This window comes from Pseudomonas maioricensis (genome assembly GCF_022790535.1).
In the GTDB taxonomy this organism is placed as follows: Bacteria; Pseudomonadota; Gammaproteobacteria; order Pseudomonadales; family Pseudomonadaceae; genus Aquipseudomonas; species Aquipseudomonas maioricensis.
The window spans coordinates 304,139-320,114 of record NZ_LOHG01000006.1; the positions used below are offsets into that span (position 1 = coordinate 304,139).

A 15,976-nucleotide genomic window follows, 5' to 3' on the forward strand; every position below is an offset into this window, starting at 1 on the left:
TCCGATAATCGATTATTCGTTCGTTAATCGCACAAATTCAGCGACCGTCAGGTGAACAGCTGAGTGCTCAGATCTCTACTCGCATCCAGCATGATAGGCAGAAAGCGCTGCTCCAGCTCACTTCTGGCAACACGCCCCGCACTGGTACTGACATTCAGTGCGGCAAGTACCTGCCCCGAAGCGTCATAGACTGGTACCGCAATGGATCGCAACCCTTGCTCCAGCTCCTGATCGACAATACACCAGCCTTGTTGACGAACCTGCTGAAGGCATTCAAGCAACGCATCAGTCGTGCGGATTGTTCGGCTGGTTTTGGGCTGCAGGTCAACATGATCCAGATACTCGCGCAGCGAAACATCATCCAGTGCCGAGAGCAGGATACGGCCCATGGAGGTGCAATAGGCAGGCAATCGACCGCCCACGGAAAGATCGACCGAAATCAGTCGCTGAGTCGTCGCGGAACGAGCGATGTACAGAATGTCCTCCCCTTCCAGAGTCGCCATGTTGCAAGCCTCATGCAACTGGTCACTCATCCGGTCCAGATAGGGTTGGGAGGAAACGGCCAACGGCGTCGATGACAGATAAGCGTGCCCCAGGGTCAGGACTTTGGGCAGCAGCGAATAAGTCCGACCGTCTGTCGTCGCATATCCCAGCTTGATCAAGGTCAGCAGGCAACGTCGGACAGCCGCGCGAGGGATCTCCGTACGGTGACTGATTTGCGCGATGGTCAGATGCCGTTTGCGTTCCTGAAAGGCATGAATCACTGCCAACCCTCTGGCCAGCGAAGTCATGAAATCCGGGTCTCCGGTTAACGCCTGAATCCGCTTGGCGGGTGACGCCACAATAGGCGGGGCTAACGAAGCAAAAGAATTTCGTAGTTCATCATTCATTGCCACTACCTCGGGAAAACCTCTCAGGCCATATGGTTCGCAGCTTTCACGCTTTTTAGGCGAAAACGCTCAGGCCGCTTCGTGCGATTATCGAACGACTGGCCGATAATCGCAATTGACCCATCACAAAGATACTTATACCTTTGCATAGCCTTAAGTGGCTTCTTGGAAATACTGGTCAGGTACCCACGAGAAGTCCAAGGTACGGCCTTGCCCATGAAGCGAGGCCGTTTTTATTTCCTGCATCGTTTCGATACGCATGATATCGAAACGCCACAAATTGCAGTTTTGCATACTTTCCATGCGCCTCTCTGTCACAAATACCGCTCGCATTGCACAGTCCTCGCACTTCGCTACGAACTATGTCGCCAGAAATCTGTCTAGGGCTGTCAATATTTCGTACATTGAAGTTTCGTCGTATGTCACTCACTGAAACTTCAGAACAGTCGTACAAGAAAAACTCCAATCCGGAAGACTTTTGATAAACAGCCTCACATATAGTTGACTGATTCGAAGTTCTTGGAGATAGTGTCCGTCACTTGGTCGGTAATAACGATTCGCAATGGTTGCAGTACCGGGCGCCATGCTCAGGGCATACCACAGGATCGACGCACTGTAGCAGTGCTACCGCATCGTTATCCTCGCGAATAGATCCCGACCTAAGTAGCCATCGCACTTGCAACTCAAACGACTGTCGCTACGACAATTACGTTTTCTGGTGTCCGTAGCCGCGAGCCGCAAGATGTTCAGAACACGGCCCCTCCAGCCTGCTGTTTGGCATATGCCTTCCCGCAACCCTGGACGAGTTATGTGTGAACGCTAAAGCAGCTTTGCGATATCGCCAGATAAATTTTGACTTGATCAGGTAACAACGTGACCAAAGATGAACTGCGCGCGGAACTTGAGCGCCAGGAACAACGCTACAAGGATGTTTACGGTGGAGAGATCACCACCTACGCCGCTCAACCAGAGCCGGAACGCAAACCTTGGCGCAAGAAGGCCAGCATCCTGGACCAGGCCTTCAAGCAAGAACTGCAGAAAATGGAAAAAGACCTGAGCGAAGAGCGCTAACTTTACCGCTCTTGCGAACCGGGCTGCCTCCATCGCCCGGTCGAAAAGGATTCAGGACAGGTAAACCCTTTGCCTGACAGCCACGAACAGGCCCCGAATATCCCCTTGAGTTATCAACGGGGAGGCTTTGTCGAGGATAAAATTTCGACAATCGGGCGATACCAGTCGGCAGCCGATACATCGATCTGTATTTTTTCTGTCATAATCCCGCCCCCTTCAGACCGGGTCAGAAAACCTTCATGATCGATTTATTCAGCGGACTAGATGCTTGGGTGCTTGTGAGCCTGTTGCTCGCCCTGGCGTTCGTCCTCACCTTCGAGTTCATCAACGGCTTTCATGACACCGCAAACGCGGTGGCGACAGTCATTTATACCAAAGCCATGCCGCCTCATCTGGCCGTGTTCTTTTCCGGGGTATTCAATTTCCTGGGTGTGCTGCTGGGCGGTGTCGGCGTGGCCTATGCCATCGTTCACTTGTTACCGGTTGAGTTGCTGATCAACGTCAACACCGGTCACGGCCTGGCCATGGTCTTCTCGTTGCTCGCCGCGGCGATCACCTGGAACCTCGGCACCTGGTATTTCGGTATTCCGGCATCAAGTTCCCATACGCTGATCGGCTCGATCCTCGGTGTTGGCCTGGCCAACGCGTTGATCAACGATATTCCCTTGGCCGATGGTGTGAACTGGCAGAAAGCGATCGACATCGGCGCTTCGCTGGTTTTCTCGCCGCTGGCGGGTTTCCTGGTGGCTGCGCTGGTCCTGATAGGGCTGAAGTGGTGGCGGCCGCTGTCGAAAATGCACAAGACGCCTGAACAGCGTCGCAAACTCGACGACAAGAAGCATCCGCCATTCTGGAACCGTCTGGTTCTGGTGATTTCTGCCATGGCGGTGAGCTTCGTGCACGGCTCCAACGATGGTCAGAAAGGCATTGGCCTGATCATGCTGGTCCTTATCGGTATCGTGCCAAGCCAGTTCGTACTGGATTTGAACAGCACCACCTATCAAATCGAACGGACCAAGGATGCGACCCTGCATCTGAGCCAGTTCTATCAGCGCAACAACGCCACACTGGGCGAATTCCTTGCGCTGGGCAAAGCAGAAAAAGGCGATCTGCCGGAAAGCTCCAGCTGTAATCCGGAACAAACCGAACCCACCATCGCCGCGTTGCTCGACAACCTCACTGGCGTTGCCGACTACCACTCCTTGACGCCTGAGCGCCGTATTGAAGTACGCCGTTACTTGCTGTGCCTGGATGACACTGCGCGCAAAGTGGCCAAGCTGCCAAACCTGGCGCCTCGTGAAAAATCGGATCTGGAAAAGCTACGCAAAGACCTGACCGCGACCACTGAATACGCGCCATTCTGGGTGATTCTGGCCGTAGCCCTGGCATTGGGTATCGGCACCATGGTTGGCTGGAAGCGCGTGGTTCTGACCATCGGCGAGAAGATTGGCAAGCAAGGCATGACATACGCACAAGGCATGTCGGCCCAGATCACGACGGCTTGCGCCATTGCTGCGGCTAACGTGTTCGCCCTGCCAGTTTCCACGACACATATTCTGTCGTCGGGCGTTGCGGGCACCATGGTCGCCAACAAAAGCGGCCTGCAGAGCGGCACCGTACGCACCATCCTGCTGGCCTGGGTTTTGACCCTGCCAGCTACCGTCGCCCTGTCGGCCGGTTTGTTCTGGTTGGCGTCCAAAGCGCTGGCTTGATAAAAAGCGCCAGCGCGGGTATCGCCCGCGCTGGCGCGTTGCTGTAGGAGTCGCCCGTTGCCCCTGACACCGCGCGCTCGCGAAGCAAATACTGGACTGTAGGAGCGAGCTTGCTCGCGATTCGGTCTGTCAGTCGATGGAGGTATCGCCTGTGCTAACGTTATCGCGAGCAAGCTCGCTCCTACAGTCCAATGTTTGCTGCGAAAAACTGTGAACCAAGAGACATAGAGCAGTTTACAAACATCCCTGAACTACCGCCGCTTCTTACCCCCACCCAGTAACGACCCCATCAACCCCCGTACCAACTGCCGCCCTAACTGGTTGGCTGCCTGTCGTACGGCGCTTTTCATGGCCTGCCCTGCCACACCTCCAAGAAATTCCCCAGCCATATCACTGAAGCTCTCCTGCTCCTTGGCACTTTTTGCGGGCACGTCTTCCGCTTCAGCGGCGGTGACTTTACGGGCGACAAGCATTTCATAGGCAGACTCACGGTCAATCGGCTTGTCGTAGCGTCCAGCCAAAGGCGATTGGGCGATCAGGCTGGCTCGTTCGGCAGGGCTCAGCGGCCCAATTCGGGACTGGGGCGGCGCGATCAGTACTTGCTGGACCATCGCGGGCGTACCCTTTTCCTGCAAGGTACCCACCAATGCTTCGCCAATACCGAGTTGGGTGAGCACCGCCAGCGTATCGATATCAGGATTGGGTCGGAAGCCGTCTGCCACAGCGCGCAAAGACTTCTGCTCCCTGGCCGTAAATGCTCGCAAACCGTGCTGGATACGCAATCCCAGCTGCGCAAGCACCTGATCGGGCAAGTCACCCGGTGACTGGGTGACAAAGTACACACCGACGCCTTTGGAGCGAATCAACCGCACCACTTGCTCAAGCCTGTCCTGCAAAGCTTTGGGCGTGTCGGCAAACAGCAAATGCGCCTCATCGAAAAACAGCGCCAATATCGGTTTGTCCGCATCGCCACGCTCTGGCAGTTGCTCGAACAACTCGGCTAACAGCCACAAAAGGAAAGTCGCGTAAACCTTTGGCGCCTCATGCACCAGACGACTGGCATCCAGCAAATGGATACGCCCTCGCCCGTCGCTTGCAGGATGCAGAATGTCTTCCAGTTGCAAGGCGGGTTCGCCAAACAACGCCTCGGCGCCCTGCTGTTCAAGCACCGCCAGACGGCGCTGTAACGCCTGGCTTGAACCCGTGGTCATCAAGGAGCTGTCTTCACCCAGCAACTGCGGATTGTCCCGCAAGTGATTAAGCAACGCCTTGAGGTCCTTTATATCGAGCAGTAGCAAGCCTTCACGATCCGCCACCTTGAAAGCCGCATACAGTGCCGCCTGCTGGCTGTCCGTCAACTCAAGCAGACTGCCCAGTAATAGCGGCCCCATTTCACTCAATGTGGTGCGAAGCGGGTGACCGGATTGCCCGTGAATATCCCACAACGTGACCGGATAGCTTTTCGGGGTGTGATTGAGCCAGGGCATGCCAGCAATGCGTTCGGCGATCTTGCCTTGCGGTGCCCCCGCTGCGCCCAGCCCGCACAAGTCGCCCTTGATATCAGCAGCGAACACTGCGACACCCGCATCGCTGAAGGCTTCGGCCAAGCGTTGCAATGTTACTGTTTTGCCGGTTCCGGTCGCTCCGGCCACCAAACCGTGGCGATTTCCCAGGCGTAACGCCTGACTCACCGGTAGCCCGTCGGGACCGGCACCTATCATAATGTTCGGAGCGTCTGGCATTTCATCACCCTGTCTTGATCGTTATCTCAGTGTGGTCCACTAGCCGGAAAACAGCGCAAAACTTAATGCTATAGCCGGGAAGGAAGGATGCAACCCCTGGCAGGAGCAGTTCGCGAGGCGGTTTGGCTGGCGATGCTGATCTGTCGTTTGTGCCGATGCTTCGCGAACAAGTTCGCTCCTTCCGGATAGGCGCAGTTCGCAGGAACGGCTTTAGCCGCGAGCGCGTCAGCAACACACTGTCGACCCCACCTGACGAACATCTGTCGTATTCGGTGGTCAACGTTAAACTTTTCCGTGATCATCCAGAGCAGTTTCGGCCTGTAATATCAGGCATGCCGTTACACACTTGCTCGAACAAGGCACACAACACCCCATGACCGCATTTATCTCGCTGGCTCAACCGTTGCAACCTGCAGAGCATCAAGAATGAAGCGAATTGCATGGCTGGCTATTGGCTTGCTGGCCGCGGTGCTGATCCCTTTGCTGTTGGGCGGCGGCGATATTTTTCAGCGTCTGCGCAGCTTTCCCTTCCCGCTATTGATGGTGATGTTCGGCATGATCATCCTTTGCTGGGGCCTGAATACCCTACGCATGCGGATCCTGTTGGGTGAAAGCGCACGCCAACTGACAATCAATAAAAGCCTGGGCCTGATTATGGCCAGCGAGTTTGCCTATTGCGCAACGCCCGGTGGCAGCGGTGGGCCGCTGACGTTGATGGCAGTGCTCGCCCGAAATGGCGTCAGACCAGCAAAAGCCAGCGCAGTATTCGCCACGGACCAACTCAGCGACCTGGTGTTTTTCCTCGTCGCGCTGGTAGGTATCATGTTCTATGCACTCTTCCATACGCTCAGTGAGCGCATGGAATGGCTGTTGGGCTTTAGCGCAGTACTTGTCGTAGGCAGCCTATGCCTGTTCCTGGGATTCGCCCGCTTCCATCGTCAGGTCATCAAGTTTAACGGCCGGGTGCTAAAGCGCTTCAAAACCAAAAGCACAACCCGGTTTCGTTGGGCGCGCAAGGTTTTGCATTTCCGTGATGCGCTGGCTGAAACCTGGAAAATGCCCCGTCAGAAACTGATCGCGGTGTTTGTCCTGACTTGCCTGCATTGGGGGCTGCGCTACAGCATCCTGTACCTTGCACTGCTAGGCCTGGGCGTCGACGTGCAGTGGGCGTGGACGTTTCTGATTCAGATGCTCTCGCTGACAGCCGGGCAATTCAGCTTGCTGCCTGGCGGCGCGGGTACCGCGGAGTTGACGTCTGCGGCGCTTCTGGCACCGATGGTAGGCAAATCTACAGCCGCAGCCGCCATCCTGATCTGGCGCACCGTGACCTACTACTTCTATCTCGTGGTGGGAGGGCCGATCTTCCTGCTGATGGTCGGACGACCATTGCTGAACAAGTTGATCCGCTTCAATCAAATCTGAATCAGGCGTCGGGCTTGTCGCTGTGTTGCTGTTCTTTTTCCAGTTGAGTAATACGCCAAAGCTCGGCAGCTCCATCGAAATCGGCACCGTCTTCTGGCGTCAACGCATCCGGGTCATAACGACTGAGGCAACCCTCCCCCAAGGTTGGGGGCGCTGTAGACGTAGCTTTGTCGAGGGGACTGGTCATGACGGATACCTCAAGCAAGCGAAGCTGACTGAAATAAATTCTCTGTAGGAGCTGCCACAGGCTGCGAAAGCGGCATATCTGGCACTCCGCCATTCGCAGCCCTCAACAGCGCCTCCAGATTCAATATTTGCAGAGCTTAGTCGAACACTACCGTCTTGTTGTCATGCACCAACACGCGGTCTTCCAGGTGGTAGCGCAGACCACGAGCCAATACCATTTTTTCCACGTCGCGCCCGAACCGCACCATGTTTTCAATGCTGTCGCTGTGGCTGACACGCACTACATCCTGCTCGATGATCGGGCCAGCATCCAACTCTTCAGTTACATAATGGCAAGTTGCACCAATCAACTTCACCCCCCGTAGAGAGGCTTGGTGATAAGGCTTGGCACCAACAAAGGATGGCAGGAAGCTGTGGTGAATATTGATGACCTGATGCGCATATTCACGGCACAGTTGCGGCGGCAGGATCTGCATGTAACGCGCCAGCACCACTACGTCGGCCTGGTGATGAGCGACCAGACGCGACACCTCGGCAAATGCAGGTTCCTTGTCGGTCGGGTTGACCGGAACGTAGTAATAAGGAATGCCATGCCATTCAACCATGCTGCGCAAATCCTGGTGATTGGAAATCACGCAGGCAATTTCGCAGTCCAGTTCATCGCTGTGCCAGCGGTGCAACAGATCCGCCAGACAATGCGACTCGCGACTTGCCATCAACACCACGCGCTTCTTCTGCGCTGAGTCAGTGATGCGCCAGTCCATTGCAAACTCTTCAGCGATAGGCGCGAAGGCCTCACGGAAAGCGTCCAGATCGAAGGGCAGCGTATCGGCACGAATTTCGTGACGCATGAAGAACCAGCCACTCAGGTTGTCTGAGTGATGGCTCGCTTCGGTAATCCAGCCGTTATAGGACGCCAGAAAGTTACTGACTTTGGCAACGATGCCGACACGGTCCGGGCAAGAAATCACCAGACGAAAAGTGCGCATTGGGGGAAACTCCAGAACTTCGCAAAGGCCGCTATTCTAGCGACTGCGCGGGAAAACTGCAGTATTCCTGTCAAACTGATTGATCACCGCCAAATGCAACAGGGCTTCCTGCAATCTCAGCGCTCCCGCCCCTGCATCGTCGCGTCCACGATCGACTTATCACGTCAGGAATTAAACGCGTCGATATGACTATCTTTGTCGCCTGCGCCAGAGCATCTAGTTATCGCCCGTTTGTAGGACGCTGTATATTTCTAAATAATTCAAATAAAACTTTTATTTAATGTTTACTTGGTCATGGCGCATGACTATTATTGCTTCACTGTCTCCCTGCCACCTCTCAACATAGGTAAGCATCATGTCCCTGATCAACGAATACCGTGCCACAGAAGAAGCCATCAAAGAACTGCAAGCCCGTTTGAAGAACCTGTCCCAAGACGACAAACTGCAAACCGAGCTGGAATTCGAAGGCAAACTGCGCACCCTGATGGGCGAATATCAGAAGTCGCTGCGCGACATCATTGCCCTGCTCGACCCGGAAGCAAAAGTTGGCAAGTCCGCTCGTGGCGCAGTTAAACCGACTGGCACCAAGCGCGCACGCAAGGTCAAGCAATATAAAAACCCGCACAACGGCGAAGTCATCGAAACCAAAGGTGGCAACCACAAAACTCTGAAAGAGTGGAAAGCCAAGTGGGGCGGTGATGAAGTTGAAGGCTGGGCTACTCTGCTGGGCTAAACCCCAGGCAAGTCCCGCTTCACTCGTTACGCCAAAAACGCCAGCCACGCTGGCGTTTTTTATTGTCTGGAGAACGCCCGTCAATACGGCCTCAAATGCCCAACCTCTGGCGCAGCGCCTCGACATAGTCCTGCCACTCGCGCAATACCTTGAGCTGCTCCGGGCTCGCACTAAGGGACAATTCAACAAGTGAATGAGTGAAACTTTTCAGCGTATTAGGCGCTCCCGATTCAGGCGTTGTCAGTCGTGTCCTACAAAAATCAAGCCAGCGATGTTGCTCTTCGGTGCTCAGGGTTTCAGCAAAATTACGCGCCCGATACCGAAATAATAACTCTGGCAAGCGTGCATCATCAAAAGGCCATGACTGATGAGCCAACTCTTCCGGTTCAGCATTGCGAACTTGCTCACAGAGCCTGCGGTCACGGTCGCCAATAAACCCGTCATACAATTGTTGTTCTGGATCTTCGCTGGCAACAAAGTCATCGCCCGCATAAATGACCTCCAGCTTTTCCCGCCAGAGATCCTCACGTTCATTGAGATGGCGTACACGCTCATCGAAGACTGTCATGTCCAGATTTAAGCGTTGTTGATCTTCAGGCCGCAACACCTTCAGCGGTGCGATCACTGGGCAACGGTTTATATGCAAGAGTTTGAGTGGGACAGGCAGCTCGCCGTCCATCAACTCTTCGCGACGGGTATATAACCGTTGTCGCAATAGGTGGGCGTCCTGTTCCAGTAACGGCAGGGGGTCCTGATGTAAATCGCAAACAATCAGCGCGTTCCGGTTCTGCGGATGCCAGGCGAGCGGAAGCACAACCCCGAGATAATGACGCGCCGCAGAAAAACGCCCGGAGATATGTACCAAAGGCTCCATGAGCCGTATCTGCTGTTGGACTTTTTGCTTGGTGCGCAACTCGAACAGGAACTCGTAAAGGCGAGGCTGTTTCTCACGAATCAAACGCGCCAGAGCAATGGTGGCGCGCACATCGGACAAGGCATCATGTGCCTGGCCGTGATCGATGCCGTTTGCCGCCGTGAGGCGTTCGAGTTTGAGGGTGACCCGGCCGTCGTCTTCGGGCCAGACAATGCCCTCAGGGCGCAGCGCATAGGCCGCACGAACGACATCGATCAGATCCCAGCGACTGTTGCCGCCCTGCCATTCACGCGCGTAAGGATCAAAAAAATTCCGGTACAGACTGTACCGTGTCATTTCATCATCGAAACGCAACGTGTTGTAACCCGCGCCGCACGTACCTGGCGCTGCAAGCTGTGCATGCACACGCGTCATGAAGTCGGCCTCGCACAAGCCCTTCTCGGCGAGAGTCGTCGGCGTGATACCGGTAATCATGCATGCAGCGGGATGCGGCAGGATATCGTCACTGGGCTGGCAGTGAATATTGACCGGAGACGCTATTTCGTTGAGCTCGAAATCAGTGCGTATACCCGCCATTTGCAGCGGGCGATCGTTGCGCGGATTAATACCGGTGGTTTCGTAGTCGTACCAGAAGATGCTGGAAGTCACGGGCTGATCCTGAACAAAAGACCGGCAAAGTGTAGGGCTTGAACATGGAAAAAGGCCAATCAGGCGAGGTTTTCCTCAAAAGAAACCTTTTCTTACATCACATGTAGAAACAGTCCGGTTGCTTAGCATCCCAACAGCACCTAGCATCAGGCTTTGCTCTCAGGCGTCCCTCTCCCGACAATGCCATCTCCGCACGTTTTGCCAAGGACTGCACCGCCAACCGCGCCGCTGGACACCCGTAGCCAGATCGAAACCCCGGAAGGCATCGATCTACATCTGCGACCGGCTGGACTTGTACCGCGCGCACTGGCGTTCGCTATCGATTTCAGCATTCGTGCCGCAGTCATGGGCGTACTCTTCCTGATCTTCAGCCTGTTCGAATCGTTTGGCGCTGGTTCGAGCGCTATCGCGCTGTTCGTGGTGACCTGGTGGTACATGGTGCTGTTTGAAGTCCTGAACCAGGGACGCACACCCGGCAAGCAGATCATGGGGCTGCGAGTGATCCACGATGACGCAACTCCGGTCGGCTGGACTGCATCGCTGATCCGCAATCTGCTGCGCTTTGTCGACATGCTGCCTTTTGGTTACAGCCTCGGAGCCATCAGTTGCCTGCAACACCCGCAATTCAAGCGCCTGGGTGATCTTGCTGCAGGCACTCTGGTGGTCTATCAGGACAAACCACCTCACCGCCCAGTAGTGCCGCACGCCACGCCGATCATCGCGCCATTCATGATGAGTCTGGAAGAACAACGAGCGATTCTGAGCTTCGCACAACGTCAGGCCGAACTGTCCTCCGAACGTACTCAGGAATTGGCATCCATTCTCGCCGAGCCGCTCAACGTCAGCCCCGCGCTGGCGGTGCCAAGACTCAATAGCGTGGCCAGCGGCCTGCTGGGGCCGACATGAAACAAGGCCTTTTCGAACTTCGTTATCAGGCTGAGTGGGCGCGCTTCACAGAGCGCCTGGCCGGCCTTGAAAAAGGCAAAGCGCAAGCTGGTTCGAACGAAACCTTCAGCCGCGATTACCGGCGTATCTGTAATCAGTTGGCCATTGCGCAGGAGAGAGGTTACAGCAGCCACCTGGTCGATCCGTTGCAGCAGCTGGCGATGCGTGGGCATCAGCAACTCTATCGCCATCGCCACCCCATTGGTGCGCAATTGCTGGGTTTCGTACTGGCGGGATTTCCACGGCTGGTGCGTGCGCAATGGCGCCTCGTGGCCGTTGCCAGCCTGCTGTTCTTCGGCAGTCTGATCGGCATGGCTTTGCTGGTGCACGGCTTCCCCGACCTGATCTACAGCGTCGTTACCCCTGAACAGGTGACGCAGATGGAGAGCATGTACGATCCGCAATCGAGCCGTATCGGTCAGGCGGCGGAGCGTGCTGCCGACGCCGACTGGATGATGTTCGGGTACTACATCATGAACAACATCGGGATTGCCTTTCAGACCTACGCCACCGGTTTGCTGTTCGGGCTTGGCAGCCTGTTCTTTCTGTTCTTCAACGGCGTCACGATCGGGGCGGTCGCCGGGCACCTGACCGGTATCGGCTACGGGCAGACATTCTGGTCATTTGTCATCGGTCACGGCGCATTTGAACTCACCGCCATTGCTTTGGCGGGAGCAGCAGGCCTCAAACTCGGCTGGGCACTTCTCGCCCCCGGATCGCTACGTCGCGGCGAAGCTCTGCGGATGGCTGCAAAAACCAGTGTTCAGCTCGTTTATGGCGTCATCCTGTTTTTATTGATTGCAGCGTTTATAGAGGCCTACTGGTCATCCATGACCTGGCCGCAACCGACCATCAAGTATGCAGTCGGTGGCGCGCTATGGGGGCTGGTTATCGCCTATCTGGTTTTTGCTGGCAGGACTCGCCATGCGCCTGACTGATGCCAGCGTTGCGATTCATCCGCGAACCCCATGGGAAGCCATTGATCTGGGTGTTCTGCTGGCGCGCAAGCATCGTGGCTTGCTGATAGCCAGTTGGGCGATGGTGACCCTGCCAATCTTCGCGCTGCTCAGCCTCCTCCTGTGGGACTACCCGAAAATCGCGATCGTGGTGTTCTGGTGGCTCAAGCCTGTTTATGAACGCTTGCCACTGCTCATTCTTTCTCAAGCGTTATTCGACCCGGCCCCAAGCCTCAAAGAGGCACTGAAGGGCTGGCTGAAAACATTGCGTCCGAATCTTCTCGCCAGCCTGACCTGGCGCAGGTTCGGCCTGAGCCGCAGCTTTATTTTGCCGGTGCAACAGTTGGAGCAACTCTCTGGCGCTGAACTCAGACAGAGAATCGAGGTGCTCAGTCAGAAAGATCAGTTTGCAGCTCGTTGCCTGACAGTAGTCGGCAGCGCGCTGGAGCTTTGTCTGTGGATAGGCATGATCGTGCTTTTTTACGCACTGATTCCTCAACAGGTGGAGCTGGACTGGGCCTGGCTGATGATGCTCAAGCTGAACAACGAACTGAACTGGCTGGAGCACCTGAGCAATCTGTTCTATGTACTGATACTGATGATATGGGGCCCGATCTACGTCTCATGCGGTTTCACCCTGTATTTGAACCGGCGCACGGTTCTGGAGGCCTGGGACATTGAACTGGTTCTGCGGCGTTTGCGTCAGCGGCTTACGGGTAGCGCCTATGTGCTGATGATCGGCCTTGGCCTGACGCTGATCAGCCCGCCCCCCAAGGCCTGGTCTGCGCAACAGGATTTCAGCTGCCCCATTCCCGAACTTTCAACCGAAAACGAGCCGGGCCCCGACAGCCCACGCCTCGTCAATCAGGACCTGACCAGCACTGCGTCGCGGCAAGACATTCACAATCTGCTCCAGCAACCACCGTTCAAAAACCCGAAGACCGTTTCCGGCTGGCGGTTACCTGAAGAGCAGAATACCTCCCAGGCGGAGAACGGCGCAGGCAAGCACAACAATCTGCGCGAGTGGCTGAAATGGCTACTGCAGTTAGGCAACTACCTTGCCCAGGCTTTCAAAGTACTGCTGTGGGCAATTGTCATCGCCGTGACTGGCGTGGTGATCTGGCGCTACAGAAAATGGCTGGCTACATTCGTCAACCGTCGCGCCCCCCGTGAAAAACCGCAGCGCCCACAGCCCGAACAGTTATTTGGCCTGCACATCGGCGCTGAAAGTCTCCCGGTCGACGTCGCAGGCAGCGCCGAAGGACTCTGGTCGAGCCAGCCACGTGAAGCATTGGGTCTGCTTTACAGAGCGCTGCTCAGCCGCTTGCTCAGCGATTATCAGTTACCGCTGAAAAGCGCCGACACCGAAAGCCAGGTCCTGCAAAGAATCGCTGCGCTTGATCAGCCCGCTCTTAACGAGTTCAGCCGCAACCTGACCCAACACTGGCAGAACCTCGCCTACGGTCATCAACTGCCGGCGGCTCATGTCCAGCAGGAACTGTGCGAGCAGTGGCGGCACCTGTTTGACCGGGAAGCCCGGCCATGACCCGGCGTAATGGAGTACTGCTCACCCTGATTGTGCTGGTTTTGTGCCTGGGCGCAGTCTATCTGCTGAAAAACCTCGAGCACTACGAGGAGACTGTCGACCAAGGCCCGTCCCCTGAAGCTCGTGGCAATCCATGGCTGGCGGCAGAAAGCTTTCTGCGCAATCGCTCCATCGCGGTAAAGATCGCCGACTCCACAAACAAACTGCCCGATACAAGCCAGGAATCACAAACCCTGTTGCTGTTGGACAGCCGGGAACACATGACCCCTGCGCAAGCGGATCAGGTCCTGCATTGGGCACGCTCAGGGGGGCATCTGCTGTTTGTTGCCAGACAGCTCTGGGATGAAAAAAAAGGCCGCAGCGGCGATTTGTTGCTTGATCGCCTCCATATTCATCAGCTACTCACAAAAGACCTCAAAGGGCAGGAATACTCTCTCGTCAACCCGGTAATCCCGCTACGCGCACCGGCCCCCAAAGCTCCCAGGTTGCCCTGGCCAGATTTGACACGCCTGTATCTGGAAAATGAAGAAGCACCGGCTTATATAGGCTTCGACCCCAGATTCCACCTTGAAGACCCCGAGGACCAGGCCCAGTCATGGGCTAACAGCGCTGGCGCAACGCACATGCTGCAACTGATCTATGGCGATGGCCTGATCACCGTGGTGACCGACGCCGAGCTGTGGAAAACCCGCTCCATCGGTCGCTACGACAATGCCTGGCTACTGTGGTATCTGACTCAAGACAGCAAGGTCACGATGGTCGTCAGGACCCAGCACGATAATCTGTTCAACCTGCTGCTGCGCCACTTCCCTTTATTGCTACTGATGCTGTTACTGCTCGTCGGTGCCGGGCTGTGGCGGGCAGGCATGCGCCAGGGGCCGTTACGGGCGCCTGCTGCGGGAGCTCGTCGGCAATTGACCGAGCACCTGCGTGCCAGCGCCGAATTCCTGCGTCGTCGCAGCGGTCCGCAATCACTTTTGCGCGCCCTGCAAACAGAAATTCTTCACCGCGCCCGTATTCGCCATCCGGGCTTCGACTCACTAATGGTCGCTGATCAATGGCAAGTCCTGGCACGTTTGACGCGCCAACCCGGCAGCGTCATCAGCCAGGCAATGCGCCCGCGTCCGGCACAGCGCATGTCCAGCTCCGACTTCACCCGTCAGGTTGCCCACCTGCAAACCATCAGGAATGCCCTATGAGCGATCTACCTAACGAACCGTCCGCCAGCCCCGAGCCTGTCATCGAGTTCAATATCGACCCGGCAGCGACTCCGGTAACGCCTGTGAGCAATCAGGCTCAGCAACGCCAGCGCGCCAGTCAATTGGCACAAGCGCTGCGCAAGGAACTGCAAAAAGCCGTGATTGGACAGGCTGCAGTCATTGATGACGTACTCACCGCATTGATTGGCGGCGGTCACGTCTTGCTGGAAGGTGTACCGGGCCTCGGTAAAACCCTGCTGGTGCGGGCGCTGGCCCGCTGTTTTGGCGGCGAGTTCGCGCGAATTCAGTTTACGCCTGACCTGATGCCCAGCGATGTCACCGGGCACGCGGTCTATGACCTGCAAACCGAGCAGTTCAAACTGCGCAAGGGTCCGATTTTCACCAACCTGCTGCTGGCCGATGAAATCAACCGCGCCCCTGCCAAAACTCAGGCCGCACTGCTTGAAGCCATGCAGGAACGCCAGGTGACACTCGAAGGCAAGGCCATGTCGATTGCGCAGCCATTCATGGTGCTGGCAACGCAAAATCCGATCGAGCAGGAAGGGACGTATCCACTGCCCGAAGCCGAGCTGGATCGCTTCATGCTCAAACTGCGTATGGACTACCCGGACGTCGAAGAAGAATTGGCCATGGTTCGTCAGGTCACACGTTCGACCCGGGCCGACATGCTGGACGTGCAGCCACTACGCGTCGTGCTCCAGGCCAGGGAAGTACAAGCCTTGCAGCGCATCGCAAGCGAACTGCCTCTGGATGATCAGGTGCTGGACTATGCCATTCGGCTGGCCCGAGCCACACGTACCTGGCCAGGTCTGACCCTCGGTGCAGGCCCTCGGGCGTCAATTGCACTTGTTCGGGGCGGCCGAGCCAGAGCGTTGTTACGCGGGGGGGAGTTTGTCATTCCTGACGACGTCAAAAGCTGCGCGCTCGCCGTATTGCGCCATCGGGTGCGACTGGCGCCGGAGCTGGACATCGAAGGCCTGTCGATTGATCAAGTACTCGGACAACTGCTTGATCAGGTTCCGGCTCCCCGCCTATGAAACAC

Annotated in this window: 14 protein-coding genes; 9 read left to right on the forward strand and 5 right to left on the reverse strand. The window is 56.3% G+C overall.

The annotated features are described in order from the left end of the window. Positions 1–47: 47 nt before the first annotated feature. Entirely contained in the window at positions 48–890 is an 843-nt protein-coding gene (gene pcaR, locus AUC61_RS12445) for a pca regulon transcriptional regulator PcaR (protein ID WP_243246491.1), read from the reverse strand. A gap of 873 nt (positions 891–1,763) precedes the next feature. On the opposite strand from pcaR, the gene AUC61_RS12450 reads away from it, so the two are divergent. After that, positions 1,764–1,961, forward strand: a complete 198-nt coding sequence (locus tag AUC61_RS12450) for a hypothetical protein (protein ID WP_243246492.1) — start codon at positions 1,764–1,766, stop codon at positions 1,959–1,961. A 239-nt stretch (positions 1,962–2,200) separates the two neighbouring features. Then, a complete protein-coding gene (locus AUC61_RS12455; RefSeq protein ID WP_243246494.1) occupies positions 2,201–3,673 on the forward strand; it encodes an inorganic phosphate transporter in 1,473 nt (490 codons plus the stop codon). A 251-nt stretch (positions 3,674–3,924) separates the two neighbouring features. Here AUC61_RS12455 and AUC61_RS12460 read toward each other — a convergent pair whose 3' ends face one another. Beyond that, entirely contained in the window at positions 3,925–5,415 is a 1,491-nt protein-coding gene (locus AUC61_RS12460) for a helicase HerA-like domain-containing protein (RefSeq protein ID WP_243246496.1), read from the reverse strand. A gap of 426 nt (positions 5,416–5,841) precedes the next feature. On the opposite strand from AUC61_RS12460, the gene AUC61_RS12465 reads away from it, so the two are divergent. Continuing rightward, positions 5,842–6,837, forward strand: a complete 996-nt coding sequence (locus AUC61_RS12465; RefSeq protein ID WP_243246504.1) for a glucosaminyl phosphatidylglycerol flippase — start codon at positions 5,842–5,844, stop codon at positions 6,835–6,837. 1 nt (position 6,838) lies between these two features. Here AUC61_RS12465 and AUC61_RS12470 read toward each other — a convergent pair whose 3' ends face one another. Both AUC61_RS12470 and purU read right to left on the reverse strand, forming a co-directional pair. Next, positions 6,839–7,024: a hypothetical protein gene (locus tag AUC61_RS12470; RefSeq protein ID WP_243246505.1), complete on the reverse strand. Its 186-nt coding sequence runs from the start codon at positions 7,022–7,024 to the stop codon at positions 6,839–6,841. Between the two features lie 136 nt (positions 7,025–7,160). After that, complete coding sequence (gene purU / locus AUC61_RS12475) at positions 7,161–8,012, reverse strand: formyltetrahydrofolate deformylase (RefSeq protein ID WP_243246514.1); 852 nt, start codon at positions 8,010–8,012, stop codon at positions 7,161–7,163. A gap of 355 nt (positions 8,013–8,367) precedes the next feature. Between purU and mvaT the strand changes: the two genes are divergently transcribed. Continuing rightward, positions 8,368–8,745, forward strand: a complete 378-nt coding sequence (mvaT, locus tag AUC61_RS12480) for a histone-like nucleoid-structuring protein MvaT (RefSeq protein WP_087264785.1) — start codon at positions 8,368–8,370, stop codon at positions 8,743–8,745. A gap of 91 nt (positions 8,746–8,836) precedes the next feature. On the opposite strand, the gene sbcB is transcribed toward mvaT, so the two are convergent. Then, on the reverse strand, positions 8,837–10,267 hold the full coding sequence (gene sbcB, locus AUC61_RS12485) for an exodeoxyribonuclease I (RefSeq protein ID WP_243246516.1): 1,431 nt from the start codon (positions 10,265–10,267) through the stop codon (positions 8,837–8,839). A 180-nt stretch (positions 10,268–10,447) separates the two neighbouring features. Between sbcB and AUC61_RS12490 the strand changes: the two genes are divergently transcribed. The 5 genes from AUC61_RS12490 to AUC61_RS12510 are packed head-to-tail and all read left to right on the forward strand — an operon-like array spanning position 10,448 to position 15,971. Next, positions 10,448–11,173, forward strand: a complete 726-nt coding sequence (locus tag AUC61_RS12490) for an RDD family protein (protein WP_243246518.1) — start codon at positions 10,448–10,450, stop codon at positions 11,171–11,173. Beyond that, on the forward strand, positions 11,170–12,150 hold the full coding sequence (locus tag AUC61_RS12495; RefSeq protein WP_243246519.1) for a stage II sporulation protein M: 981 nt from the start codon (positions 11,170–11,172) through the stop codon (positions 12,148–12,150). Before AUC61_RS12490 ends, AUC61_RS12495 begins: the two co-directional genes overlap by 4 nt. Continuing rightward, a complete protein-coding gene (locus tag AUC61_RS12500) occupies positions 12,137–13,714 on the forward strand; it encodes a DUF4129 domain-containing protein (RefSeq protein ID WP_243246520.1) in 1,578 nt (525 codons plus the stop codon). Before AUC61_RS12495 ends, AUC61_RS12500 begins: the two co-directional genes overlap by 14 nt. Continuing rightward, positions 13,711–14,913, forward strand: a complete 1,203-nt coding sequence (locus AUC61_RS12505; protein ID WP_243246521.1) for a DUF4350 domain-containing protein — start codon at positions 13,711–13,713, stop codon at positions 14,911–14,913. Before AUC61_RS12500 ends, AUC61_RS12505 begins: the two co-directional genes overlap by 4 nt. Further along, on the forward strand, positions 14,910–15,971 hold the full coding sequence (locus tag AUC61_RS12510; RefSeq protein WP_243246522.1) for an AAA family ATPase: 1,062 nt from the start codon (positions 14,910–14,912) through the stop codon (positions 15,969–15,971). Before AUC61_RS12505 ends, AUC61_RS12510 begins: the two co-directional genes overlap by 4 nt. The last annotated feature ends 5 nt before the right edge of the window (positions 15,972–15,976 follow it).

Coding starts and splice junctions, on each gene's coding strand:
- mvaT (WP_087264785.1), top strand. CDS start 8,368: ATGTCCCTGATCAACGAATACCGTGCCACAGAAGAAGCCATCAAAGAA.
- pcaR (WP_243246491.1), bottom strand. CDS start 890: ATGAATGATGAACTACGAAATTCTTTTGCTTCGTTAGCCCCGCCTATT.
- AUC61_RS12470 (WP_243246505.1), bottom strand. CDS start 7,024: ATGACCAGTCCCCTCGACAAAGCTACGTCTACAGCGCCCCCAACCTTG.
- AUC61_RS12500 (WP_243246520.1), top strand. CDS start 12,137: ATGCGCCTGACTGATGCCAGCGTTGCGATTCATCCGCGAACCCCATGG.
- AUC61_RS12490 (WP_243246518.1), top strand. CDS start 10,448: ATGCCATCTCCGCACGTTTTGCCAAGGACTGCACCGCCAACCGCGCCG.
- AUC61_RS12505 (WP_243246521.1), top strand. CDS start 13,711: ATGACCCGGCGTAATGGAGTACTGCTCACCCTGATTGTGCTGGTTTTG.
- purU (WP_243246514.1), bottom strand. CDS start 8,012: ATGCGCACTTTTCGTCTGGTGATTTCTTGCCCGGACCGTGTCGGCATC.
- AUC61_RS12495 (WP_243246519.1), top strand. CDS start 11,170: ATGAAACAAGGCCTTTTCGAACTTCGTTATCAGGCTGAGTGGGCGCGC.
- AUC61_RS12455 (WP_243246494.1), top strand. CDS start 2,201: ATGATCGATTTATTCAGCGGACTAGATGCTTGGGTGCTTGTGAGCCTG.
- AUC61_RS12510 (WP_243246522.1), top strand. CDS start 14,910: ATGAGCGATCTACCTAACGAACCGTCCGCCAGCCCCGAGCCTGTCATC.
- AUC61_RS12460 (WP_243246496.1), bottom strand. CDS start 5,415: ATGCCAGACGCTCCGAACATTATGATAGGTGCCGGTCCCGACGGGCTA.
- AUC61_RS12465 (WP_243246504.1), top strand. CDS start 5,842: ATGAAGCGAATTGCATGGCTGGCTATTGGCTTGCTGGCCGCGGTGCTG.